The sequence below is a fragment of the Streptomyces sp. NPDC051913 genome (genome assembly GCF_044593635.1).
Lineage (GTDB): Bacteria > Actinomycetota > Actinomycetes > Streptomycetales > Streptomycetaceae > Streptomyces.
In genome coordinates this window covers 60,416-83,617 of record NZ_JBIUCI010000023.1, presented here as the reverse complement: position 1 = coordinate 83,617, position 23,202 = coordinate 60,416, and the positions used below count along the sequence as shown (strand labels likewise).

Annotated in this window: 20 protein-coding genes, 1 other RNA gene and 2 pseudogenes; 9 read left to right on the top strand and 14 right to left on the bottom strand. The window is 71.9% G+C overall.

Going from position 1 to position 23,202, the window contains the following annotated elements:
• Nucleotides 1-182: 182 nt before the first annotated feature.
• The 4 genes and pseudogenes from rnpB to ACIHIX_RS42220 form a co-directional block, all read right to left on the bottom strand.
• Nucleotides 183-587, bottom strand: an RNA gene (gene rnpB / locus ACIHIX_RS42235) — RNase P RNA component class A.
• A 115-nt stretch (nucleotides 588-702) separates the two neighbouring features.
• Nucleotides 703-1,416 (bottom strand): annotated as a pseudogene (locus ACIHIX_RS42230) (DMT family transporter); the annotation flags it as partial.
• A gap of 82 nt (nucleotides 1,417-1,498) precedes the next feature.
• On the bottom strand, nucleotides 1,499-2,317 hold the full coding sequence (locus ACIHIX_RS42225; protein WP_399965881.1) for a helix-turn-helix domain-containing protein: 819 nt from the start codon (nucleotides 2,315-2,317) through the stop codon (nucleotides 1,499-1,501).
• A gap of 236 nt (nucleotides 2,318-2,553) precedes the next feature.
• Nucleotides 2,554-3,984, bottom strand: coding sequence for an RNB domain-containing ribonuclease (locus tag ACIHIX_RS42220; protein WP_399965880.1), 1,431 nt, complete (start codon nucleotides 3,982-3,984; stop codon nucleotides 2,554-2,556).
• A 64-nt stretch (nucleotides 3,985-4,048) separates the two neighbouring features.
• Between ACIHIX_RS42220 and yaaA the strand changes: the two genes are divergently transcribed.
• Together yaaA and ACIHIX_RS42210 are read left to right on the top strand one after the other, a co-directional pair.
• Complete coding sequence (gene yaaA / locus ACIHIX_RS42215) at nucleotides 4,049-4,834, top strand: peroxide stress protein YaaA (protein ID WP_399965878.1); 786 nt, start codon at nucleotides 4,049-4,051, stop codon at nucleotides 4,832-4,834.
• 72 nt (nucleotides 4,835-4,906) lie between these two features.
• Nucleotides 4,907-5,548 carry a bifunctional 4-hydroxy-2-oxoglutarate aldolase/2-dehydro-3-deoxy-phosphogluconate aldolase gene (locus ACIHIX_RS42210; protein WP_399965877.1) on the top strand — a complete coding sequence of 214 codons (642 nt, stop codon included), beginning with the start codon at nucleotides 4,907-4,909 and terminating at the stop codon, nucleotides 5,546-5,548.
• Here ACIHIX_RS42210 and ACIHIX_RS42205 read toward each other — a convergent pair.
• Genes ACIHIX_RS42205 through ACIHIX_RS42195 form a run of 3 tightly spaced genes read right to left on the bottom strand, consistent with a single transcriptional unit; the run spans nucleotide 5,520 to nucleotide 8,486 of the window.
• Nucleotides 5,520-6,836: a bifunctional RNase H/acid phosphatase gene (locus tag ACIHIX_RS42205; protein WP_399965876.1), complete on the bottom strand. Its 1,317-nt coding sequence runs from the start codon at nucleotides 6,834-6,836 to the stop codon at nucleotides 5,520-5,522. The genes ACIHIX_RS42210 and ACIHIX_RS42205 overlap by 29 nt on opposite strands.
• 31 nt (nucleotides 6,837-6,867) lie before the next feature.
• A complete protein-coding gene (locus ACIHIX_RS42200) occupies nucleotides 6,868-7,611 on the bottom strand; it encodes a zinc ribbon domain-containing protein (RefSeq protein ID WP_399965936.1) in 744 nt (247 codons plus the stop codon).
• Nucleotides 7,608-8,486: a Nif3-like dinuclear metal center hexameric protein gene (locus tag ACIHIX_RS42195; RefSeq protein WP_399965875.1), complete on the bottom strand. Its 879-nt coding sequence runs from the start codon at nucleotides 8,484-8,486 to the stop codon at nucleotides 7,608-7,610. The genes ACIHIX_RS42200 and ACIHIX_RS42195 overlap by 4 nt, the downstream gene beginning before the upstream one ends.
• 187 nt (nucleotides 8,487-8,673) lie before the next feature.
• On the opposite strand from ACIHIX_RS42195, the gene ACIHIX_RS42190 reads away from it, so the two are divergent.
• Nucleotides 8,674-9,951 (top strand): hypothetical protein, encoded by a 1,278-nt coding sequence (locus ACIHIX_RS42190; RefSeq protein ID WP_399965874.1) that lies wholly within the window; start codon nucleotides 8,674-8,676, stop codon nucleotides 9,949-9,951.
• Between the two features lie 96 nt (nucleotides 9,952-10,047).
• Nucleotides 10,048-10,206: a hypothetical protein gene (locus ACIHIX_RS42185; RefSeq protein ID WP_399965873.1), complete on the top strand. Its 159-nt coding sequence runs from the start codon at nucleotides 10,048-10,050 to the stop codon at nucleotides 10,204-10,206.
• A 53-nt stretch (nucleotides 10,207-10,259) separates the two neighbouring features.
• Here the strand turns inward: ACIHIX_RS42185 and ACIHIX_RS42180 are convergent, their stop codons facing one another.
• From ACIHIX_RS42180 to ACIHIX_RS42170, 3 genes are read right to left on the bottom strand one after another with little or no spacing between them, the layout of a single operon-like run.
• Nucleotides 10,260-11,198: a 3-oxoacyl-ACP reductase gene (locus tag ACIHIX_RS42180; RefSeq protein ID WP_399965871.1), complete on the bottom strand. Its 939-nt coding sequence runs from the start codon at nucleotides 11,196-11,198 to the stop codon at nucleotides 10,260-10,262.
• A 12-nt stretch (nucleotides 11,199-11,210) separates the two neighbouring features.
• Nucleotides 11,211-12,287 carry a Zn-dependent alcohol dehydrogenase gene (locus ACIHIX_RS42175; RefSeq protein ID WP_399965870.1) on the bottom strand — a complete coding sequence of 359 codons (1,077 nt, stop codon included), beginning with the start codon at nucleotides 12,285-12,287 and terminating at the stop codon, nucleotides 11,211-11,213.
• A 46-nt stretch (nucleotides 12,288-12,333) separates the two neighbouring features.
• Entirely contained in the window at nucleotides 12,334-13,209 is an 876-nt protein-coding gene (locus ACIHIX_RS42170) for a MaoC/PaaZ C-terminal domain-containing protein (RefSeq protein WP_399965869.1), read from the bottom strand.
• 269 nt (nucleotides 13,210-13,478) lie between these two features.
• Between ACIHIX_RS42170 and ACIHIX_RS42165 the strand changes: the two are divergent.
• Together ACIHIX_RS42165 and ACIHIX_RS42160 are read left to right on the top strand one after the other, a co-directional pair.
• Nucleotides 13,479-14,828, top strand: a pseudogene (locus tag ACIHIX_RS42165) (sensor histidine kinase); the annotation flags it as partial.
• Between the two features lie 745 nt (nucleotides 14,829-15,573).
• Nucleotides 15,574-16,206: a response regulator gene (locus ACIHIX_RS42160; protein WP_399965935.1), complete on the top strand. Its 633-nt coding sequence runs from the start codon at nucleotides 15,574-15,576 to the stop codon at nucleotides 16,204-16,206.
• A gap of 21 nt (nucleotides 16,207-16,227) precedes the next feature.
• On the opposite strand, the gene ACIHIX_RS42155 is transcribed toward ACIHIX_RS42160, so the two are convergent.
• Genes ACIHIX_RS42155 through ACIHIX_RS42145 form a run of 3 tightly spaced genes read right to left on the bottom strand, consistent with a single transcriptional unit; the run spans nucleotide 16,228 to nucleotide 19,115 of the window.
• Nucleotides 16,228-17,067 (bottom strand): hypothetical protein, encoded by an 840-nt coding sequence (locus tag ACIHIX_RS42155; RefSeq protein ID WP_399965868.1) that lies wholly within the window; start codon nucleotides 17,065-17,067, stop codon nucleotides 16,228-16,230.
• Nucleotides 17,067-17,606 (bottom strand): SigE family RNA polymerase sigma factor, encoded by a 540-nt coding sequence (locus ACIHIX_RS42150; protein WP_399965867.1) that lies wholly within the window; start codon nucleotides 17,604-17,606, stop codon nucleotides 17,067-17,069. Before ACIHIX_RS42150 ends, ACIHIX_RS42155 begins: the two co-directional genes overlap by 1 nt.
• 51 nt (nucleotides 17,607-17,657) lie before the next feature.
• Nucleotides 17,658-19,115, bottom strand: a complete 1,458-nt coding sequence (locus tag ACIHIX_RS42145) for an MFS transporter (protein WP_399965866.1) — start codon at nucleotides 19,113-19,115, stop codon at nucleotides 17,658-17,660.
• A gap of 147 nt (nucleotides 19,116-19,262) precedes the next feature.
• Here ACIHIX_RS42145 and ACIHIX_RS42140 point away from each other — a divergent pair, with 147 nt between their 5' ends.
• Together ACIHIX_RS42140 and ACIHIX_RS42135 are read left to right on the top strand one after the other, a co-directional pair.
• Nucleotides 19,263-20,996 carry an MFS transporter gene (locus ACIHIX_RS42140; RefSeq protein WP_399965865.1) on the top strand — a complete coding sequence of 578 codons (1,734 nt, stop codon included), beginning with the start codon at nucleotides 19,263-19,265 and terminating at the stop codon, nucleotides 20,994-20,996.
• A gap of 164 nt (nucleotides 20,997-21,160) precedes the next feature.
• Nucleotides 21,161-21,811, top strand: a complete 651-nt coding sequence (locus ACIHIX_RS42135) for a class I SAM-dependent methyltransferase (protein WP_399965864.1) — start codon at nucleotides 21,161-21,163, stop codon at nucleotides 21,809-21,811.
• A 13-nt stretch (nucleotides 21,812-21,824) separates the two neighbouring features.
• Here ACIHIX_RS42135 and ACIHIX_RS42130 read toward each other — a convergent pair whose 3' ends face one another.
• Nucleotides 21,825-22,040 (bottom strand): chaplin family protein, encoded by a 216-nt coding sequence (locus tag ACIHIX_RS42130; RefSeq protein WP_399965863.1) that lies wholly within the window; start codon nucleotides 22,038-22,040, stop codon nucleotides 21,825-21,827.
• 118 nt (nucleotides 22,041-22,158) lie between these two features.
• On the opposite strand from ACIHIX_RS42130, the gene ACIHIX_RS42125 reads away from it, so the two are divergent.
• A complete protein-coding gene (locus tag ACIHIX_RS42125; RefSeq protein ID WP_399965862.1) occupies nucleotides 22,159-23,124 on the top strand; it encodes an N-acetylmuramoyl-L-alanine amidase in 966 nt (321 codons plus the stop codon).
• The last annotated feature ends 78 nt before the right edge of the window (nucleotides 23,125-23,202 follow it).

The following is a 23,202-nucleotide window of genomic DNA, read 5'->3' as shown; positions in this document are numbered from 1 at the left end:
GCTCCACCGGAGTGGAACGGAAGCCCGTCGGGCCGCGTTGACGATGTGTCTGAGGGTACCCGGCAGTGCTGGGCGTCGTGCGGGTGGTCGCCGTGGCGGCGGCACACGCCACACCCGGTTTTCCGATGCCCGAAAGGTCAACCGCAAATCGGCTGGCCAGGATTCAGTGCGGAGCGGGGGGGCAGACGAGTCGGGCTGTACGCCGGGTTCTGTCACCCGGCTGCCTCGCGGCGGCCGGGGAGACGGCCATCCATCTAGGGCCGGTGTTGCCACCGGCCTCGTGCGGTCTACCCGGGGACTCGGGCGGGCAGCCCTCGAACGTCCTCGCAGAAACACCGGGGTGTTTCCTTTTGACCTTGCTCCAGGTGGGGTTTACCTAGCTGCCCAGGTCACCCTGAGCACTGGTGGTCTCTTACACCACCGTTTCACCCTTACCCGGCGCCGAAGCACCAGGCGGTCTGTTTTCTGTGGCACTGTCCCGCGGGTCACCCCGGGTGGCCGTTAGCCACCACCTTGCCCTGTGGAGCCCGGACGTTCCTCGGGAAGCCCCCGTCAAGGGGACTCCACGCGGCCGTCCGCCCGGCTCGTCTGCCGTGTCGACCATGTTACCGGGCGGCCAGAGCCCCGGACTCCAGACGCCGTCGCCAGGACCGAGCCGGCCAGGATCAGGGCGAACGCCGCCCCGACGCCCGCCGTCAGGTCCTCGCCCAGGAACAGGGCGCCGGCCGCCACCGCCACCGCCGGGTTGACGTACGTGATCACCGTCGAGCGCGTCGGACCGACCTCCTTGATCAGCTCCAGGAACGCGACGAAGGCCACCGCCGTGCAGATCACCCCCAGCCCGGCCAACGCCAGCACCACCGAGGTAGACGGCATCGCCGACGGCCAGGTCATCGCCGCCGGCGTCGCGTACACCAGCGCCGCCAGTCCCAGGCACGACGCCGTGAGCTGCAAGGAGGGAACGTCCCGCAGATACCGTGCCGCGATCAACGGCGCCGTCGCATAGCCCACCACCGTCACCAGCACCTCCGCCATCGACCGTGCGTCCCCGCCCGTCAGGTGCGGCACCGTCAGCATCCCGACCCCCGCCAGGCCCAGTCCCAGGCCCGTCACCCGGCGCGCCCCCAGCCGCTCCGTGGCGCCGAAGAAGCGGGCCAGCAGTACGCCCACGATCGGCACCCCCGCTATCAGCAGACCCGCCGTCGAGCTGGACAGATGCCGTTCCGCGTCCGTCAGCGTGAACCACGGGCCGATGATCTCGATGCACGCGAACGCCAACAGCGGCTTCCAGTGGGACCTCACCGTCCCCGCCAGGCCCCGCGCCGCGAACGGCAGCAGCAGCGCCGCGCCCAACGCACACCGCGTGAACACCACGAAGGACGGGGACAGCGGAGCCTCCACCGCCACCTTGATCATCAGGTAGGGGATGCCCCAGACCACTCCCATCAGGGAGAACAGGAACCAGCCGCGTGCAGTCATGCGTACACCTTCGGCCGGATCAGGGCCCGCCGTCTTGAACGCTGTTGCGGTACGCCGCCGGCGTCACCCCCAGCACCCGCCGGAACCACCTCGTGAGGTGTGCCTGGTCCGCGAAGCCCACGGCGGTCGCCACCTCGGCCGGGCGCAGGCCCGACTCCAGCAGGGTCCGGGCCCGGTGGACGCGGTACTGCGCCAGCCAGGCGTACGGCGGCAGGCCCATCGTCGTACGGAAGGCCCGTAGGAGCTGATAGCGGGACAGGCCCAGGTCCGTGGCCAGAGCGGCCAAGGAGGGAGGGGTCACCATCTCGTCCGCCAGTCGGTCCCGCACGAGCCAAGCGACTCCGTCGCCGCCCGGCACCGCGTCCTCCGCCGCCCGCGCCGTCGAGTGGCGTCTCGCCAGTGCCGTCAGGAGCCACGGCAAGCGGGACTCCGCCTCCAGCGGGTCGGGGCAGGCGCTCAGCTCCGTGTGGGTCACGCGGAAGGCCGCCGCCAACTCCGGGTCGTCTATCAGCGGCTCGCGGAAGTGCGGGAAGCCGAGCGAGCCGTCGGACAGGAGGGAGGTCGCCGCGTACAGGGCCTGGTAGGCGTAACCGTCCGTCGCGCTCCCCGGGCCTCCCGTGTGCACCTCCCCCGGTGCCAGTACGACGATGCTGCCCGGGCCGGTGCGGATATGCCCGCCCCTGTAGTCGATGATCTCCGAGCCGCCCACGCAGACGCCGACCGTGAACTCGGCGTGGGCGTGGGGGGCGTAGACGTGTTTGTCGAAGCGGGCCGTAAGGAGGTCCAGACGGGGGCCACAGCGGCCCAGCCGCGCCCGAGTCCACAGTGCCTGCTCCACGCCCCGCCCCCTGTCCCTCGTTCTCAGGGTGCAACGCCGGGGTGGTCAGAGAAAGTCCGTGAGCGGGATGCCGGCACGTGCGTAACCCAGTCCGAGAGGAGCTTCTGCGTGATCGGATCCAGGGCCACGGCACACCAGACAACAACCCTTCGACCGGCGCGGGACGAACCCCCGGAGATCACCCGTTCGAGACGAGCACCGAGCCCGGGCCCAACCCGACGACCTCGTTCGCACGATCACGCAGGCACGAAACGCACCTTCGCCGGGTGAGAGGGATCTGCCTGTGTGAGACGGACCCGCAGCCGTTCCCCCAGCGGAAGCCCGTCCGGACTCTCGACCCTCCCGATCACCGCCGGCGACTCCAACTGCACCACCCCCACCGACGGCCGGCGCTCCTCCACCTCCACCACGCATCCGTCGAAGACCTCCCCCACCCGGTCCTTCAACAACGCCGCCTCCACGATGTCGACGCACTCCCGCTCGACCGTGCCCGCACGCCGGCCGCCCTCGGCCATCTCGTGCGGGAGTGTCTCCAGCGCCGCCAGCACCCAGTCCGGCGGCGCCTCCCCCGCCACCGCCGCCAGGCAGATCTCCGACGCGTACCGGTCGGCGAGGCGGCGGAGCGGGGCGGTGCAGTGGGCGTACGGGGCCGCCACCGCGGAGTGCGTAGTGATCGCTGGGACCGCCCCGTCCCGGAAGACCGTGTAACCCGCCCCGCGCAGCAACGTCGTGCACTCCTGCAAGAACGCCGCGTGATGCGGGACGGCCGGGTCCAGGGAGCGGACCAGCGCCGCGTACGAGACGTGGTGCGGCCAGTCGATGTGCAGGGCGTGGGCCGTGCGGCGCAGGCGGCCGACCGCGCCGTCGGGGGCGGCGGGGAGCGTGCGGAGTACGCCGGTGCCGTGCGCGAGCATCAGGTCGGCGGCCGCCATGCCGGTGAGCAGGGAGATCTGGGCGTTCCAGCCGTCGGCGGGGAGCGGGGCGCGGTACGTCAACTCGTAGCCTCCGTCCCGCTCGACGATCTCCTGCTCCGGGACTTTCAGGGAGATCCCGCCCCGCTCCACCTCCAGTTCCTCCCGCAGCCGGCCGATCACCTCCAGCAGTGCCAGCGGCTCCTCGGCGGTCTTCTCGGAGATCTGCCTCTGTACGCCCTCGTAGTCGAGCTTCGCCCGGCTGCGGACGAGTGCGCGGCGCACGTCCACCGCCTCCGTCCGGCCCTCCGCGTCCAGGTCGATCGTCCACAGCGCCGCCGGGCGGGTCTGGCCCGGCAGCAGGCTGGCCGCGCCCTCGCTGAGCGCGGGCGGGTGCAGGGGGACCTTCTCGTCGGGGAAGTAGAGGGTCATCACCCGGCGGTGGGTCTCCGCGTCCAGGGCCGATCCGGGTACGACGAACGCGGCGACGTCGGCGATGGCGTACCGGACGCGGTAGCCGGTGCCCCGGCGGGCGAGGTGCATCGCCTGGTCGAGGTCGACGGACGTGGGCGGGTCGATGGTGAACACAGGGATGTCGGTGGCGTCGTACGTCGGGAGTACGGGGGGACGAGCGGCGTCGGCCAGCGCCTCGGGCGGATAGACGTCCGACACGCCGAGTTCGGTGCGCAGAGCGGTGAGGGCGGCCCGGAGAGGGGCTTCTGGGGCGCCGGTCACGCTGATGTGGCGGCGGGGCATACAGCGAGGGTAAGTACATCGAGGCCCGTACGCTGTCCGGGAGCCTAGAGAAGGAGATCCGCCCGTGCTTGTCCTGCTGCCGCCGTCCGAAGGCAAGGCCGCCTCCGGTCGTGGCGCCCCGCTGAAGCTGGAGTCGTTGTCGCTGCCGGGGCTGGCCGAGGCCCGGCAGGCCGTACTCGGTGAGCTCGTGGAGCTGTGCGCCGGGGACGAGGAGAAGGCACGCGAGGTGCTCGGGCTGAGCGAGGGGCTGCGGGGCGAGGTCGGCAAGAACGCCGAGCTGCTGGGGGCCGGGGCGCGGCCTGCCGGGGAGATCTACACCGGGGTTCTCTACGACTCGCTCGGCCTCGCCTCTCTCGACACCGCCGCGAAGAGGCGGGCGGGGCGGCAGCTGCTCGTGTTCTCCGGGCTGTGGGGGGCCGTCGGCATCAACGACAGGATCCCCTCGTACCGGTGCTCCATGGGTGTGAAGCTGCCGGGACTGGGGGCGCTCGGGGCCCACTGGCGAGGCCCCATGGCAGACGTCATGCCGGAGGCCGCGGGGGCGGGGCTCGTGCTCGATCTGCGGTCCTCCGCGTACGCCGCCGCCTGGAAGCCGAAGGGTGAGGTGGCCGGGCGGACGGCGAGCGTGCGGGTGCTGCACGCGCCGACCCGGAAGGTGGTCAGCCACTTCAACAAGGCGACCAAGGGGCGGATCGTACGGAGTCTGCTGTCGGCGGGCATCGCGCCGGCCGGCCCGGCCGAGCTGGTGGAGGCGCTGCGGGACCTCGGGTACGTCGTGGAGGTCGAGCCGCCGAAGGGGGCGGCCGGGAAGGCCTGGACGCTGGACGTGCTGGTGGACGAGATCCACTGACCGACCCGTCCGTCGGTTGCATCCTCTGCAACGCTCGTTGCGCACATCGCTCCGCATCGGCACGATGAAGCCATGAGCGTGCTGGATCTCGCCCCCGTCGTACCCGTCGTCGTCATCGAGGACGCCTCCGATGCCGTGCCCCTGGCACGGGCGCTGGTGGCCGGTGGGCTGCCCGCGATCGAGGTGACGCTGCGGACTCCGGCCGCGCTGGATGCCGTACGGGCTATTGCACGCGAAGTACCGGAGGCCGTGGTCGGGACGGGCACCGTCGTGACGCCGGAGCAGGTGACGGCGTCGGTGGCGGCCGGGGCGCGGTTCCTGGTCAGCCCGGGCTGGACGGACGTACTCCTCGAAGCCATGCGGGCGTCCGGAGTGCCGTTCCTGCCGGGGGTGTCGACCGTGTCCGAGGTCGTGGCGCTCCTTGAGCGCGGGGTGCGGGAGATGAAGTTCTTCCCGGCGCAGGCCGCGGGCGGGACGGCGTATCTGAAGTCGCTCGCGGGGCCGTTGCCGCAGGCGCGGTTCTGCCCGACGGGCGGGATCGGGGCGGCGAACGCTCCCGAGTATCTGTCCCTGCCCAACGTCGGGTGCGTGGGCGGCACTTGGATGCTGCCCGCGGACGCGACCACCGCCCGGGACTGGGCGCGGGTCGAGGAACTCGCCCGCGCCGCCGCCGGACTGCGGGACCTCAGGGACGCAGGTGGGACGTGTCGTTGAAGAGGCGGACGCTGGCGTTGCCGTCGGCGTAGTACGCCACCGCGGAGAGCGAGGCGGCGCTCAGTTCCATGCGGAACAGGGACTCCGGCGGGGCGCCGAGGGCGAGGCGTACGAACGTCTTGATCGGCGTGACGTGCGTGACGAGCAGGACCGTACGGCCCGCGTACGTCGCGATCAGCTTGTCGCGGGTGGCGGCGATACGGGTGGCCGTCGCCGCGAAGCTCTCGCCGCCGCCGGTGGGTTCGGCGTCGGGGTCGGCGAGCCAGCGGGTGAGGTCGTCGGGGTAACGCTCCCGCACCTCGCCGAAGGTCAGCCCCTCCCACGCCCCGAAGTCCGTCTCCCGCAGCCCGTCCTCGACGGTCACGTCAAGCCCGAGGCGCTCCGCCACGGCCGCCGCGGTCTGCCGGGTACGGGCGAGGGGCGACGCCAGGATCTCCTGTACGGTGCCGCGCCGGGCCAGCGCCTCACCGACCAGCCGCGCCTGCTCACGCCCCACCTCGGACAGCGACGGATCGGTACCGCCGCTCCCCGAGAACCGCTTCTGCGGAGTCAACGGCGTCTCCCCGTGCCGCAGCAGCACGAAGGTCGCCGGCGCTCCCATGTCGGCCGGGGCCCAACCGGAACTGGCGACGCTCGTAGCCGCCCGGACATCAGCCTCAGCCTTCGCTGAAGAAGAGTGGGCGGAGGTGGCAGGGGCAGAAGACGCCGGAGCCGCTGGCCCAGAGGCCGCCGCCAGCGCCGCACGCGCCGCCCCCGCCACCGCGTCTCCCGGCGGCCCGGAAGGCTCAGGCACGGCGGACGCGACGCCCTTCGCCGCAAGCTCCGCCACCGAAGCCGAAGCCGAAGCCGAAGTAGAAGTAGAAGTAGACCACTGCTCCCCCTTCGCCCCCGCGTCCATCGCCTCGTTCGCCAACCGGTCCGCGTGCTTGTTGCGTTCGCGCGGGATCCACTCGTACGTCACCCGGTCCGCCGGGAACGCCCGGGACGCCTCCGTCGCGAGCGGCTTCATGTCCGGGTGCTTGATCTTCCAGCGGCCCGACATCTGCTCGACGACGAGCTTGGAGTCCATGCGGACGTGCACGGACGCGGCGGGGTCGAGTTCGGCGGCGGCACGCAGGCCCGCCACCAGCCCCCGGTACTCGGCGACGTTGTTCGTCGCGACACCGATGTACTCGGCCCGTTCCGCCAGCGTCTCGCCCGTCGCCGCGTCGATGACGACCGAACCGTAGCCCGCGGGCCCGGGGTTGCCCCGGGACCCGCCGTCGGCCTCGACGATGAACTCCCGCACGCGCAACGCTCCTTACAGGACCCTCAGGCCCTTACAGACCCGACTCGGCCGTGCGCACCAGGATGCGGCGGCAGTTCTCGCAGCGGACGACGGTGTCGGGCGCGGCCGAACGGATCTCGTTGATGTCCGTGATCGCCAGCTCCTGGCGGCAGCCCTGGCAGGTCCGCTGGTACAGCTTCGCCGCGCCGATGCCGCCCTGCTGCTCGCGCAGCTTGTCGTAGAGCTTGAGCAGGTCCGCGGGGATCGTGCCGGCGATGACCTCGCGCTCCTTGGTGACCGTCGCGACCTCGCCGTCGATGCCCTCGAACGCCGCCTCCCGGCGGGCCGTCGCGTCGTCGATCCTGCCCTGCACCGCGCCGACCCGCTCGGTCAGCTCGGCGACCCGCTCCTGCGCGGACTCACGGCGCTCCATGACCTCCAGGACGATGTCCTCCAGGTCGCCCTGGCGCTTGGCGAGGGAGGCGATCTCGCGCTGGAGGTTCTCCAGGTCCTTCGGGGACGTCACCGCGCCGGAGTCCAGGCGCTGCTGGTCGCGGGCGGCGCGCTGGCGCACCTGGTCCACGTCCTGCTCGGCCTTGGTCTGCTCGCGGGCGGTGTCGCTCTCCTCGGTCTGCGCGGCGACGAGGAGGTCACGCAGCTGCGTGGCGTCCTTGGTCAGCGTCTCGATCTCGGCGTGCTCGGGCAGCGACCGGCGCTTGTGCGCGAGCTGCTGGAGGCGGACGTCGAGGGCCTGGACGTCGAGAAGACGGATCTGGTCGGCGGGCGCGGCGTTCAGTTGGGGGCTCCCAGGTCAGTAGGCGTGGTGGACGCCGCGTGGGCGGTCCAGGGGTCGGTGACCGTGCGGGACACATGGACCCGCAGGTCCCATCCCTCCCGGTCGGAGATCTCGTCGAGCTGGGCGGCGGCCAGCTCGCACCAGGGCCATTCGGTGGCCCAGTGCGCCGCGTCGAGCAGCGCGAGAGGACTGTGGGCGCGGGCCTCGGAGGCCGGGTGGTGGCGGAGGTCCGCGGTGAGGAAGGCGTCCACGCCGGCGGCGCGTACGACGTCGAAGAGGCTGTCGCCGGAGCCGCCGCTGACGGCGACCGTGCGCACCACGGCTTCCGGGTCGCCGGCTACCCGGATGCCCTGCGCGGTGGCGGGGAGGCGCTCGGCGGCCTTCGCCGCGAACTCCCTCAGCGGCAGCGGGTGGTCCAGCTCGCAGATCCGGCCGAGGCCACGACGCCCTGAGGCGTCGGTCGGGTCCGGCACGAGGGGTCGTACGACCCGGAGGTCCAGGGCGCCGGCGAGGGCGTCGGAGACACCCGGGTCTGCGGTGTCCGCGTTGGTGTGGGCCACGTGCAGCGCGATGTCGTTCTTGATGAGGGTGTGGACGGCCCGGCCCTTGAAGTGGGTGGCCGCGACCGTCGTCGTACCCCGCAGATAGAGCGGGTGGTGGGTGACCAGCAGGTCGGCGCCCAGCTTCACCGCCTCGTCGACGATCTCCTGGACCGGGTCGACGGCGAACAGGACCCGCCTGACCTCCTGGTCGGGGTCGCCCACGACGGTGCCGACCGCGTCCCAGGACTCGGCCCGCTCGGCAGGCCAGAGGTTCTCCAGCGCGGCGACGACGTCCGAGAGACGGGGCGGGGAGACTTCAGACAGACGGGGCACGGGAAAAGGCTACCTGGCTGTTCTGTGCCGTTGTACCGGAGCGGGCCGTCGTCGTCCCGTACAGCACAATCGCCCCGGTTTCCTCAGGCGAATCGTTCCTGGGCCACCCCTTTGTGTGAAGCGGTGGGCGCCTCGTCCCCCGTCTGTGCGTGCGAAAACTAGCTTCGTGGCCGGAGGTGACCGAACGATGACGGCCTGTGCGATCGAGCCCACGGCGGCGGACGAGGACGGTACGCCGCAGGCTGGCTGCACGATCACCGCGGACGGCTCCTACGCCGCCCGCCTCACCCTGGACGGCGACTCCTGGTTCCCGGAGCGCTGGACGATGGACGGCCCGGAGCCCTACGCGGTGCCACTGCCCGGCAACCAGCCGGAGGAGCCCGGCACCGAGGTGCAGCCGATGGCCGACGGCCGGGTCCTGATCCGGCGGTTCGCGGACGGACGGCACAACTTCTCGCTGCTCTACCCGACCGGCCCCGGCACCGGCGAGCTGCCCCTGGGCGCGGTCGAGTGCCCGGACGACGGAACCCGGCTGTGGCTGCTGCCCCCGGCTCCGGGCGGGGAGAAGGCGTACGCCCTCGCCGTGGGCCGGCGGACGAGCGCGGTGTGGCTCGTGGCGGGCGGCACCTTCGGCCCGGAGCACCTCGCGGAGATCCCCGGGCGCTGCTCGGGCGGGGTGTGGCTGGACCGGACCGGGCGGATGCTGGCCCTGGACCGGGAGGTCGGCGGCTGCACCAAGGCGATCGTGGTGGACCTGGAACGGGACGGCGAGGTGTCGCCGCTGCTCCAGATCGCGGCCGGCAGCGATGACCGGCTGCTGCTGGCCGACCCGGACAGCGGGCTGCTGCTCATCGGCTCCGACGCGCCCTCGCCCGGGCGGCAGCGGCTGGGCTGGGGGGTCATGGGCAGCACGCTGCCGGTGCGCTTCCCGGAGAGCCTGCGGCTGCCGGAGTGCACGGTGACGCCGTTCGCCATCCAGCCGGGGCAGGTGCTGATGCCGGAGAGCTGCGCGGTGGCGCTGCGCATCGACGGGCCGCTGGGCAGCTGGGTCGGGGTGTGGCGGCCGGACGGACGGCAGGTGCACCATCTCGCGGCGCCCGTGGGGTGGTTGGCGGGCAGCGGGCTGTGGACGCGGGACGGGGTGCTGCGACTGCCGTACGCCACGGACGAAGTGCCGTGCGGGGTGGCCGAGTTGAGGGCACCGCAGCGGGAGGCACGAAGAGCCACTGGGAACGGGGGAACCGCGGGGGACACGGGCCCGGGGGATCCGGACAGGGGCGGGGCGGCCGCCGGGGAGACGCCGGGTGCGGCGTCGGACTCGGGTACCGGCGGGCCGTCGGAGCCGGATCCTCCGGAGCCCGTGGCGGATGCCGCGGATGCGGAGTCCGTGGTGGATGCGGAACCGGTGGTGCCGCGTCCGGTGCCGCTCGGAAAAGCGCCGCTGGGACGTCTTGTAACGAACTAGTGCCGGTTGGCGTGGCCGCCTGGATTCGGCCCGTGGGGTGCCGGTTAAACTCGCCCGGCTGTAAGAAAGATCATGTTGACGGGGTGAGTTCTTCCGATGAGCGACGCACGCACGATCCAGCCGCCGCACACCGATTCCCAGGGTGCCTCCGGCCACGGCCGGCACCGCGGTCAGGTCTCGGCACAGGATGGCGATTCGGCCCCTCGTGGCCGGCACCGCAAGCCGGCCGACGAGAAGACCGAGTCGGCGGCCTAGGGACGACGCAGGACGAAGGCCCCGCCCACCTCGGAGGTGGGCGGGGCCTTCGTCTACTCGCGCTTGAGTCCCAGTACTTCCACCGCCCCGAACGTCTCCCCGTCCGCCCGTTCCGCGAAGTGCGGAGTGAGGGCCGCGTCGAGTTCGTCGTACGTGAACGTCTCCTGCTTGCTGTCGAACTTGGCCTGCACCCGCGGCCGTTCGACCACGGCGACCATCCCGCCGTGGACGACGAGCAGCTGTCCGTTGACGCGGGCGGCGGCCGGTGCGGCCAAGTAGCCGACGAGCGGGGCGACATGCTCGGGGGCGAGCGGGTCGAGCCGGTCCTCGGGGAGTTCGAAGCCGGCGAAGACGTCCTCGGTCATCCGGGTGCGGGCGCGCGGGCAGATGGCGTTGGCCGTGACGCCGTACTTGGCGAGGGCGAGCGCCGTGGAGGTGGTCAGCCCGACGATGCCGCCTTTCGCGGCGGCGTAGTTGGGCTGTCCGGCCGAGCCCGCGAGGAAGGCCTCCGAGGAGGTGTTCACGATCCGCCCGTACACCCGCCCCCCGGCGTCCTTGGCCCGGGCGCGCCAGTGCGCGGCCGCGAAGTGGGTCGTGTTGAAGTGGCCCTTGAGGTGGACGCGGATGACCGCGTCCCACTCCCCCTCGCTCATCGAGAAGACCATACGGTCGCGCAGGATGCCGGCGTTGTTGACGAGGATGTCGAGCTTGCCGAACTCGGATACGGCCAACTCCACCAGTTCCCGTGCCTGTTGGAAATCGGCGACGTCCCCGGTGTGGGCGAGCGCCCGGCCGCCCGCCGCGCGGATCTCCGCGGCGACCTCCTCGGCGGGGCCCGTGGAGGCCGCGCCTGAGCCGTCGCGCCCCGGTTGCCCGAAGTCGTTGACGACGACGGCGGCGCCGAGCCGGGCGAGTTCGAGCGCTTCGGCCCGGCCCAGGCCGCGTCCGGCGCCGGTGACGATCGCGGACAGCCCCTCAAGTGGCAGTGACATGGCCCGGGTTCCTCAGATCTCGATGCACGTACGGAGCGCGGTGCCCGTGCGCATCTGGTCGAGGGCCTCGTTGATCTCGGTGAGCGGCACCCGGTGGGTGATGAGCCCCTCCAGGTCGATCCGGCCGGCCCGCCACAGGGCGATGGTCCGCTCGTAGGAGGTCAGGACGTCACCGCCGCCGTACATGGACGGCAGGATGCGCTTCTCGTCGAAGAACAGCTCGAACATGTTGAGCTGGAGGAAGTCGTCCATGGCGCCCGCGCCGACGACGACCAGGGTGCCGCCGCGCCGGGTGTTCTCGTAGGCCGTGCGGGCGGTGGCGGACTTGCCGACGACCTCGAAGACGTAGTCGAAGCCCTCGCCGCCGGTGACCTGTTGCTTGGCGTCGGCCAGCTCGTCGGGTGAAACGGCCCTGGTGGCACCGAACTTGAGGGCGGACTCGCGCCGGGAGACGACCGGGTCGACGGCGACTATCTCGGCCGCGCCCTTGAGCCTGGCCCCCTGGATCGCGGAGATCCCGACGCCGCCGCAGCCGATGACGGCGACGGACGAACCGGCGGCCACGTCAGCGGTGTTGAGGGCGGCGCCGAGTCCCGTGGTCACGCCGCAGCCGATGAGCGCGGCGATGTCGAAGGGCACGTCGTCGGGGATCGGCACCGCGCATCCGGCGTCGACGACGACCTCCTCGGCGAAGGTGCCGGTACCGGCGAAGCCGAACAGGTCGCCGCCGGGCCGCTTGAAGTTGGGGGTGCCGGCGTTCATGAACCCGGCCAGACACAGTTCGGTCTGGCCGCGCTTGCAGGCGGGACAGACGCCGCAGGCGGGCAGCCAGCAGACCACGACCCGGTCCCCGGCCTTCACGTTCCCCACCCCCTCGCCGACTTCGATGATCTCGCCGGCGCCCTCGTGCCCCGGCACGAAGGGTGCGGGCTGCGGCAGGACGCCGCCCATCGCGGACAGATCCGAGTGGCACAGGCCGGTGGCCCGGACCCGGATCCGCACCTTGCCCGGGCCGAAGCCCACCGCCTCGACGTCGTCGAGGACCTCCAGCTTGTCCTGGCCGATCTCGTGCAGTACGGCTGCGCGCATGGTGCGGCTCCCCTCAGATCATGCGGAGTTCAGGCGGGTTCGAGGTTCAGGAGTGTGCGACGACGGTGTCGGCGAGGACGGGCGCGTCGTCCCGCTCGACGGCGCTGACGGCGACGCGGGTGGACGTGGGCGAGTGCCACATACGGATGCGCAGGGTCTCGCCCGGGTAGACAACCCCGGCGAACCGGGTGTCGTACGACCGCACCCGCGTCACGTCCCCGCCGAGGAGCGTGTCCACGACGGCCTTGAGCGCGATGCCGTAGGTGCACAGCCCGTGCAGAATGGGCCGTTCGAACCCGGCGACCTTGGCGAACTCGGGGTCGGCGTGCAGCGGGTTCCAGTCGCCGGAGAGCCGGTAGAGGAGCGCCTGGTCGGGGCGGACGGCCCGCTCGACGACCCGGTCGGGTTCGCCGGTGGGGGGTGCGAGACGGGCGGACGGTCCGCGGTCGCCACCCCACCCGCCCTCCCCCCGTACGAAGATCTGGGCGTCGTTGGTCCACAACGGACCCTCGGCGTCCGCGACTTCGGTGCGCATGACCAGGACGGCCGCCTTGCCCTTGTCGTGGATCGCGGCGATCCGGCCGATGGCGGTCGCGGTGCCGTCGACGGGCAGCGGGCGGTGGATCGTCAGCGACTGTCCGCCGTGCAGCACCCGGGCCAGGTCGACCTCGATGCCGGGCATGGAGAGGCCGCTGATCACGCCGGGTGATCCGGAGCCGGCGACCGTGGCGAAGCTCGGCAGGACGTGGAGCCGGGACTCCAGGGTGTAGCGCAGCTCGTCCGGGTCGGTGGCGGGACTGGCCTTGTCGGGGTTCGCGCCCGCACCGATGCCGAGGTGGTAGAGCTGCACGTCCTTGGAGTTCCAGGAGATCTCACCGGAACGGGGTTCGGCGGCAAGGGCCTTGGCGGCGTCGATGGGCAAGGCGGCTCCCTCGGGTTCGGAGTCGGGCTCAGAGACCTCGGTGCGGACGTCCGCACCGTCGGCCGCACCGAGGTCGTCACGGGCCGATCTAGAACGCGTTCCAGTCCGGCGCCCCCTGTATAGCCCAGCGCACGGGAGTTGTGAAGACTCCTGACGGAGTGTCAGCTAGGTGTTCCCGGCCGTATGACATTTGTCCCGCGGGATTCCGTACGACTGGCTCTGCCGTGCGGGTGGGTGGGGTTCGTAGCGTGGGAGCCATGACACAGGGGATGCGTGGAACAGGGAAGAAGCGGCACTGGCGGGCGTCGGCGGCCTGCCGTCTCGAGGCGCGTCGCGCCCGCAAGTCGTCGCAGACACCGGGCCCGCCGCCCACCGGTTTCTCCCTCCTGCCCTGGCTACTGCTGGGCATGGGCGCCTTCTCCAACCTCTTCCAGGCGGGCACGCAACAGCCGGTGCTCGGCGCCATCGGCCTGTTCGCCTTCAACTCCCTCTACATCTACGTGGTCTTCCGCGCCTTCGTGAAGGAGACCCGGCAGTCCCGCTCGACCCGGGCGGCCCTGGTCCTCATGGGCCTGATCACCTGCGCCCTGGCCCTCGCCTACGGCGGCAGCTGGCTCTACTTCTTCCCTCTCCTCGGCCTGGCCACCGGCGCGGTCACCCGGGGCCCGTGGCTCGGCCGGACCGGCCTGGCCCTGACCGCCCTGGCGGCGGCCGTCTCCGCCTACCGGGAGGGCTGGGACGCGGTGAACATCGCGTACGGCACGTTCCTGTCGACGATGGTGACGGCGGCGATCCTGTCGCTGTCCGAGGCGGTACGGGAACTGCGCGCCGCCCGCGAGGAACTGGCCCGGCGCGCGGTCGAGGAGGAACGCCTGCGGTTCTCCCGTGACCTGCATGACCTGCTCGGCCACACCATGTCCGTGATCGTGGTCAAGTCGGAGGCGGCCCGCCGTCTGGCCCGGCGCGACCTGGACGCCGCACTCGCCCAGATCACCGACATCGAGTCCGTCGGCCGCCAGGCCCTCACGGAGATCCGCGAGGCGGTGACCGGCTACCGCGAGGGCAGCCTCGGCACGGAGCTCGACCGCGCGACCTCGGTCCTGGAGGCCGCCGCCATCACCCCCGCCATCCACCACTCCGGCCCACCCCTGGCCGCCCAGACGGAGGCGCTGCTGGGGTGGGTGGTCCGGGAGGCGGTGACCAATGTCCTGCGACATGGGCGGGGCGTCACACGGTGCGAGATCTCGGTGGAGGGGGAAGTTGAGCGGGTTCGGGTGCGGGTGGTTGACGACGGGGAGGGCGAGCGGGTCCTTCGGGTGCGGGGGGCCGGTGACGGGGAGGGCGAGCAGGTCCTTCGGGTGCGGGGCGCCGACGACGGGGAGGGCGAGCAGGTTCCGGCGCGGGTGACCAACGGCGGGGAGAACTGCGGGACATCGGAAGGAGCGAGGGTCGGCGCGGCTGGGGGCACGGGCTCGCGTGGGGTGGTGGTCGGGGGCACCGGCCTGCGGGGGCTGGAGGAGCGGCTTGCCGCGGCGGGGGGCCGGTTGACCGCCGGGACGGCAGGGGCTCGGGGCGGGTTCGTGGTGACGGCGGAGTTGCCGGTGGGGGCCGGGGACTTGGGGGCGGCGGGGGCGCCTGGAACTGTGGCGGGCACGAGCGTGGGCGCAGTGGTCGCGCGCGAGACCGTGGCGGACGCGGGCACGCCGGTCGCGTCCAAAGCCATGGTCGGCATGGGCACGGCGGTCACCTCCGAACCCACGGCCGACACAGGCACGGCGGTCACCTCCGAACCCACGGCCGACACAGGCACGGCAGTCACCTCCGAACCCACGGCCGACACAGGCACGGCAGTCACCTCCGAACCCACGGCTGACACAGGCACGGCAGTCACCTCCGAACCCACGGCTGACACAGGCACGGCAGTCACCTCCGAACCCACGGCCGACACGGACATGGACGCGGCGGTCGCATCCGAAGCCACGGCCGAGACAGGCACGCCAACCGCACCCGCAGCCACGGCCTACGCCGGCACGCAAGCCGCAACCTCAGCCGTGGCCAACGCCGGCACGCAAGCGGCAGCCTCAGCCGTGGCCAACGCACCCAGGCCGGCCGCACCCGAGCCCGTGGCCGAGGCGGGCGCACAGGCGGGAGCCGGAACCAGGGAAGGGTCGGGTACGCCAGGCGCATCCGGAGCCGTGGCCGACACGGGCGCGCCGGTCGTGCCCGGGGCCACGGGCAAGACGCCCACGCCAGTTGCCCCCGGAACCACGGACGGCACCGCAGTCGCGTCCGCGTCCACCCGAGAATGACCCCGCATGCCAAGCGACCCGGCCCCCCTCGCCCTACCCTTGGGCCGTGAACGAGATGCCGCGGGATCATCGGCCTGCCAAGTCCATCCGGGTGCTCCTCGCCGAGGATCAGGGCATGATGCGGGGCGCTCTCGCGCTGCTGCTCGGGATGGAGGCGGACATCGAGGTGGTCGCCCAGGTCGGGGCCGGTGACGCGATCGTGGACGCGGCACTGATCCACCGCCCGGACGTGGCGCTCCTCGACATCGAACTGCCCGGCAAGAGCGGCCTGGACGCCGCCGCCGAGCTCCGCGACCAGGCCCCCGACTGCCGGGTGCTGATCCTGACCACCTTCGGCCGCCCCGGCTATCTGCGCCGGGCCATGGAGGCCGGGGCCGCCGGTTTCCTGGTGAAGGACGGCCCGGTGGAGGAACTGGCCGCGTCGATCCGCCGCGTACTGACCGGTGAGACGGTCATCGACCCCGCCCTCGCCGCGGCCGCCCTCAGCGCCGGCCCCAACCCTCTGACGGCCCGTGAGGTCGAGGTCCTCGGCGCGTCCGCGGACGGCGCGACGGTCGCCGACATCGCGGACGCCCTCCATCTGTCGGAGTCCACGGTCCGCAACTACCTCTCCGCCGCCATCGGCAAGACAGGCACCCGCAACCGGACCGAGGCGCTGCGGGAGGCCCGGCAGCAGGGGTGGCTGTAGCGCCCGTCCCGCCGCCCCCTGTCACCCCGCCGCCGGCACCTGCCTCTCCGTCACGTCCGCCGACTTGTACTGCGTCCCCTTCGGCGCCAGGCACACGAACCAGTCCACCGGCGAACCCTCGGCCCTGCGGATCGCCGGCTGGTCGGTGGCGACCTCAGTGTCCTTCCCCGGGCGGTCGACCTTGGTCGCCGTGCCGTTCTTCCAGGCGCACGTGACCTGCTCGGCGTCCCTGCCGACCATGCCGATGACCAGACGCTCCACATGCTCGTCCGTGGTCCTGAAGGGAATCGCGGCGGACTCGACGTCCGTCCCCTTCATCGGGATGTCGGTCTCCTCGAACGCGTCCTCGTAGACGCCCCGGCTCTCGTCGTCACCGTCCCTGAGGTACGTCACGTACGAGCTCTTGCCGATCAGCTCGGAGGCCTTGGTCACGCCCGTCGGGATGTCGCCGTACAGCGCCATCGCCTGGAGCTGTCCCTCGGCCTGCGCCTTGTCGCGCGGTGTCGCCCAGACGTCGATGACGACCTTCCAGGGCTTGCCGTCCTCGACGCCGCTCGCAAGCGTCGTGCGCTGCGGCGTGAACAGGTCCGCCGGAGCCGTCGTCGGCGTCTGGGTCGCCGCCGGGGCCACCGTCCCGCCGCCTCCCGGGAGTCCTGCCACCGCCAGCGTCGCCGAGGAGCCGGCGATCACCAGGGCGGTGGCCGTGGCCACGGCCCAGCGACGGGCCTTGCGGCGGCGGCCGCCCCGGATGACCGCCTGGTAGGGGGCTATTCCGATCTCGACCTCGTCCGTGGCCTCGGTCAGCAGGGTGGTGATGTCGCTGTTCGTCATGTCGTGGTTCGTCTCCCGGTCCGCGCTCATCACTGCCGCCCTCCCTGCGTCGCCATGTCGACCAGCCCCGGTATGGCCCGGAGTTTCGCGATCCCCTTGGCCGCGTTGCTCTTCACCGAGCCGACGGAACAGCCCATCGCCTCGGCGGTCTGGGTCTCGGTCAGGTCCTCCCAGTAGCGCAGGACCACGGCCTCGCGCTGCCGCGGCGGCAGTTGGGCCAGCGCCTTCAGCAGGGCGCTGCGGTCCTCGGCCTGCGCGATGCGGTCACCCGTGTCGGGGATCTCGCGCGCCAGGCCCGAGTCGTCCTTGGGCGCCAGGAACTCCCTGAGTTTCCTGCGGTGCCTGCGAGCGTGCGCGTTGATCATCACGCGCCGTACGTACGCCTCCGGGTCGTCGGCCGAGCCGACCCTGCGCCAGGCCACGTACACCTGCTCCAGGGTCGACTGGACCAGGTCCTCCGCGGCGTGCTGCTCCCCCGTGAGGAGAAATGCCGTTCTCATCAGCCGCGGCCAGCGGCCGATGACAAAGCTCTGGAACTCCGCGTCCCGAGCCTCCTTGCGATCCCCCATGGGCACCTCCTAGATATTCAAAGGAGTCCATGAGCCGCCCGGACCGTTGCCTCAGACCGAGGACTCTTTCGCCGCGACCGAGGAGACCCTCCGCGGCAGCCACAGCAGCATCAGCAGCACACCGCCGGCCAGCACTCCGGCCCCGGTGCGGAACACCAGCGCGTACCCCTCGGTCAGCCCTTCCGGGCTCAGGTCACCGCCCGTCCGGGACGCCGCGATCGTCGACATCACCGCGAGCCCCAGCGAGCCGCCCATCGTCCGCGAGGTGTTGACCAGACCCGACACCAGCCCGGCCTCCCCTGGCGCCGCCCCCGAGGTGGCCAGCGCGGCCAGGGGTGTCGTCGCCAGTCCCGCGCCCAGCATCATCAGGATCCCGGGGCACATGATCGCCACCACGTACCCCCCGTCGACGCTCAGCGTGGACTGCCAGGCGAAGCCGACCGCCGCCACGCACGTCCCCAGGACCGCCACCTTCCGCGCGTCCAGCGCCCGCATCAGCCGCGGTGCCGTCTTCGAGCCCAGGATCACGGCCAGGGAGCTGGGCACGAGGGCGACCCCGGCCTCCAGCGGCGTGTAGCCGAGGACGTTCTGCGCGTACAGCGTCATGAAGAACCACATGCAGAACATCGCCGAGCCGGACAGGAACATGGCGGCGTTCGCCGAGGCCACGGACCGGAGCCGGAGCAGTCCGAGCGGCATCAGCGGGGCGGCGGTCCGGGCCTCGACGGCGAGGAAGAGCCCGATCAGCGCGGCCCCGGCGAGCAGCGGCACCACCGTCGCCGCCGACGCCCATCCCTCGGCCTCGGTCTGGGAGATGCCGTACGCCAGCGTCGCCAGCCCGGCCGTCACCAGGACCGCGCCCGGCAGGTCGAGCCGCCGCCCGTCCCCGGCCCGGCTCTCGCTCAGCCACCACAGCGCGCCCAGGAGCACGAGAGCCCCGACGGGCACGTTGATCAGCAGTGTCCAGCGCCACGACCACACGTCGACGAGCGCGCCGCCGACCAGCCCGCCCGCCGCACCGCCGCCTCCGCCGACCGCCGTCCAGGTGGCTATGGCACGCGCGCGTGCGGGTCCCTCGGGGACGGCGGACGTCACAATCGTCAGCGTCGAGGGCGCGAGCACCGCCGCGCCGAGCCCCTGCGCGGCCCGGGCCAGCAGCAGCTGCCAGCCGTCCTGGGCCAGTCCGCCGACCAGCGAGGCCAGCGTGAACAGGGCGAGCCCGACCAGGAACATCCGCTTGCGCCCGTACAGGTCGCCGGCCCGCCCGCCGAGCAGCATGAACCCGGCGAAGGCGATCGCGTACGCGTTCACCACCCACTGCAAGCCGGAGGCGCTCATGCCCAGGTCCGCCCGCATCGAGGGCAGCGCCACGTTCACGACGGACACGTCCAGGACTACGAGGAACTGTCCGGCACACGCGAGCGCCACCACCACCCAGGCGGGCGGAGCGGTACGACGAGGGGGCGCGGCTGCGGTGGGCACTTCGGCGGCTCGGGACATGGATGTCATGCTCTCAACCGCCGTGCGCCCCTTGCATCGGGATTTGGGTCTAGGCCCACTGGCCCACAGACCCACAACGTCAAGAGAAGATAAAGAAATCGTTAGCTGGCCAAAGCATCGGAATAGTTGCCCTGGCACACCGAGTTCATTGCTCACATGAGACCTACGCCGACCGACCAGCCCACCCGCACAGCAAGCGGCGCCGTCGTCCCGGTGCTCGCGTTCGCGGGCATCGTCGTCGCGGTGATGCAGACCCTGCTCGTCCCCGTCATCAAGGACCTGCCGCAGCTGCTGGACACCGCCCCCAGCAACGCCACCTGGGTCCTGACCTCGACCCTCCTGTCGGGTGCCGTGGCCACGCCGATCATGGGCCGCCTCGGCGACCTGTACGGCAAGCGCCGCCTGCTCATCGCCAGCCTCGCGGTGATGGTGGTCGGCGCGCTTGTCAGCGCGCTCACCAGCGACCTCGTCCTGATGATCGTCGGCCGTACCCTCCAGGGCTTCGCCATGGGCGCGATCCCCCTCGGCATCGGCCTGATGCGCGACATGCTCCCCCGCGAGAAGCTCGGCTCGGCGATGGCCCTGATGAGCTCCTCCATCGGTGTCGGCGGCGGCCTGGCCCTCCCCCTCGCGGCCCTGATCGCCCAGCACGCCGACTGGCACGCCCTCTTCTACGGCGCGGCCGGCCTCGGCGCCCTCGCCATCGTCCTCACCCTCCTCGTCGTACCGGAATCGACGATGCGCGCGGAGGGCACCTTCGACCTCCTCGGCGCCCTCGGTCTCTCCACCGGCCTGGTCCTCTTCCTCCTGCCCATCACCAAGGGCAGCGACTGGGGCTGGACCTCCGGCACCACGCTCGGCCTGTTCGCCGCGTCGGCCCTGGTCCTGCTCCTGTGGGGCGTCTACGAGCTCCGCACCAAGGCCCCCCTCGTCGACCTGCGCACCACGGCCCGCCCCGCGGTCCTCTTCACCAACCTGGCCTCGATCATGGTCGGTGTCTCCTTCTACGTCGTCTCGCTCGTCCTTCCCCAGCTCCTCCAGCTCCCGAAGGCCACCGGCTACGGTCTCGGCCAGTCGATGGTCGTCGCCGGACTGCTGGTCGCGCCGCTGGGCCTGACGATGATGATCACGGCGCCCGTCTACGCCCGTCTGTCCGCGAAGTACGGCCCCAAGTTCACTCTCATCCTCGGCATGCTGATCATCGCGATCGGCTACGGGGCGGGCCTCGGCCTGATGAGCGCGGCCTGGCAGAGCCTGGTCATCGCGGTCGTGCTGGGTGCGGGCATCGGTCTGGCGTACTCCTCGCTCCCCGCCCTCATCGTCGGCGCGGTCCCGGCATCGGAGACGGGCGCGGCGAACGGCCTCAACACCCTGATGCGCTCCATCGGCACGTCGGTGTCCAGCGCCGTCATCGGCATGGTGCTCGCCAACACCGCGAACACCGTGAACGGCGTCGCGATCCCCACGATGCACGGCTTCCGCGTCTCCTTCCTCATCGCGACCGGCGCGGTGGCGATCGGCCTGCTGATGGCCCTGTTCCTGCCCAAGCCCGACCGCGCGCCGCAGCTGCGCGCGAGCAGCGAGGAGGAGGAGAACCTGGCGCGTGCGGAAGAGGTTCTGCGGGGGTTTCGGGGCCGGGTTCTCGGCGCCGACGGCGTTCCCGTCGCCCGTGCGAAGGTGACGCTCATCGACCGGCGGGGGCGGCAGGCGGGGGCGACGCTCTCGGCCGAGGACGGCAGTTACGCGCTCGCCGTGCCGACGCAGGGTGCGTATGTGCTGGCCGCCCGGGCCTCCGGGCATGGTCCGCTTGCCTCGTCCGCGAGCCACGCGGGTGACGACGGTGCCGTGGACCTGGATCTTTCGTTGCCCGGTGAGACGGTGACCGCGTAAAGGTCGTACGCCGTCCGCACGTCCGCCGTGGCTGGTCGCGCCCACGCGGCGGAGCCGCAGGTTGATACAGCCCCGCGCCCCTGAAAGCGCCCCCGTCACCCGGCGTGACGGGGGCGTGGTGCACCATGGGGCGGCCACGAACCGTACGATCGAAAGAGAACCCTATGAGCTCGGCCCCCAAGCCCGAGATCCTCGCCGCGTTCGAGGGCGCCAAGGGGTTCATGCCCGCGGATGAAGGGCTTGCCCTGTACGCGGCGGCCGTCGAGGCCGGGCGGCTCGGGCTGCCGCTCCTCGAAGTCGGGACGTACTGCGGGCGTTCCGCGATCCTGCTCGCCGACGCGGCCCGGGCGGCCGGGGTGACGGCGCTCACCGTCGACCACCACCGGGGCAGCGAGGAGCAGCAGCCGGGGTGGGAGTACCACGACCCGGAGACGGTCGACCCGGAGATCGGGCTGATGGACACGCTGCCGACGTTCCGCAGGACGCTGCACCGGGCGGGCCTGGAGGACCACGTCGTCGCCCTCGTCGGCCGGTCCCCGCAGGTGGCGAAGGTCTGGGGTGCTCCCCTCGGCCTGGTCTTCATCGACGGCGGCCACACCGACGAGCACGCGAGTGCCGACTACGAGGGCTGGGCGCCCCACGTCGCCGAGGGCGGCCTTCTCCTCATCCACGACGTGCACCCGGACCCGAAGGACGAGTTCACCGGCCAGGCGCCGTACCGGATCTATCTGCGGGCGCTGGAGTCGGGGGCGTTCGAGGAGATCTCCGTCACGGGGACGCTGCGGGTGCTGCGGCGGGTGGGCGCCGGGATCTGAGGCTCTCGCGGCCTCAGGGCTGCACGTTGATGTCGAAGTCGACGGGGGTCTGGATGACGTTGCCGGTGCCGACGCCCGGCTGGTCGTAGACGTAGTCGACGGCACAGGCGTCTTCCGGCGGGGTGCAGGGGAACGGGGACGCCTGGGCCGCGGGCGCGCCCAGTACGACCGCCCCGGCGACGGTGACGGTGGTGAGGACGCTCGCTATGGCACGCACATGTGATCTCATGGGCGATTCTTCGCATACCGCCCAACCGTGAGCGACGCCGGTGTGCCGTTCGGATGAAACGACCCGCTCGGCCGCAGCCGCCCTGCCTCGCCGCTGACCTGTCGCTAGGGTGGCTGTCGTGTCGTACGTAGGCCCGGACTTCGATCCTCCCCAGCCCCGCCGTTCCAGGCGCCGCCCGCTCACGGTCGCGGTGGCCGCTCTCGTGCCGGGCGCGTTGCTCGGCTGGCTGGTGTACGAGGCGGTGGGCGGCTCGGGCGGGGATTCCAGCGAGGCCGCAGGTACGCCGACGTCCTCGTCCAGCGCGCCCGCGTCCCCCACGGCGGCCTCCACCTCCGCCCCCAAGTCCACGGCCTCCACGGACGACGGGAAGCCGAGCCCGACACCCTCCACATCCGCCCCCGCCGCGTCCGGCCCTCTCAAGGGCAAGGTCGTCGTCATCGACCCGGGGCACAACCCGAGCAACTTCCAGCACACGGCCGAGATCAACAAGAAGGTGAACATCGGCACGAACTGGAAGGAATGCGATACGACGGGTACGTCCACCAACTCCGGTTACACGGAGGCCAAGTTCACCCTGGACGTGGCCCACCGGCTGCGCACGCTCCTCGAAAAGCAGGGCGCCACGGTGAAGTTGACGCAGGACGGCGACCGTACGTTCGGCCCGTGTGTCGACGAGCGGGCCCGTATCGGCAACCAGGCCCACGCCGACGCGGTCGTCTCCCTCCACGCCGACGGCGCGGGCGCGGGCCAACGCGGCTTCCACGTCATCCTCCCGGGCAGCGTCCACGCCGGCGCCGCCGACACCCGCCCGATCGTCGCCTCCTCCGCGGACCTCGGCGAGCGCATCGCGGGCAACTTCGTCCGCGTCACGGGCAGCGCCCCCTCCAACTACGTCGGCGACGGCACCGGACTCGTCACGCGTAAGGACCTGGGCGGTCTCAATCTGTCAACGGTTCCCAAGGTGTTCATCGAGTGCGGCAACATGCGCGATACCAAGGACGCGGCACTGCTGACCAGCGGTGCGTGGCGGCAGAAGGCGGCGCAGGGAATCTCTGAAGGAATCGTGAGTTTCCTGCGCGGCTAGTGGATCCCGGGCTGATCCCCGGGGACAGCTTCGTCGGACGGACGATAAGGTCGTCTTTACGATGAGGGGCCACCCCCG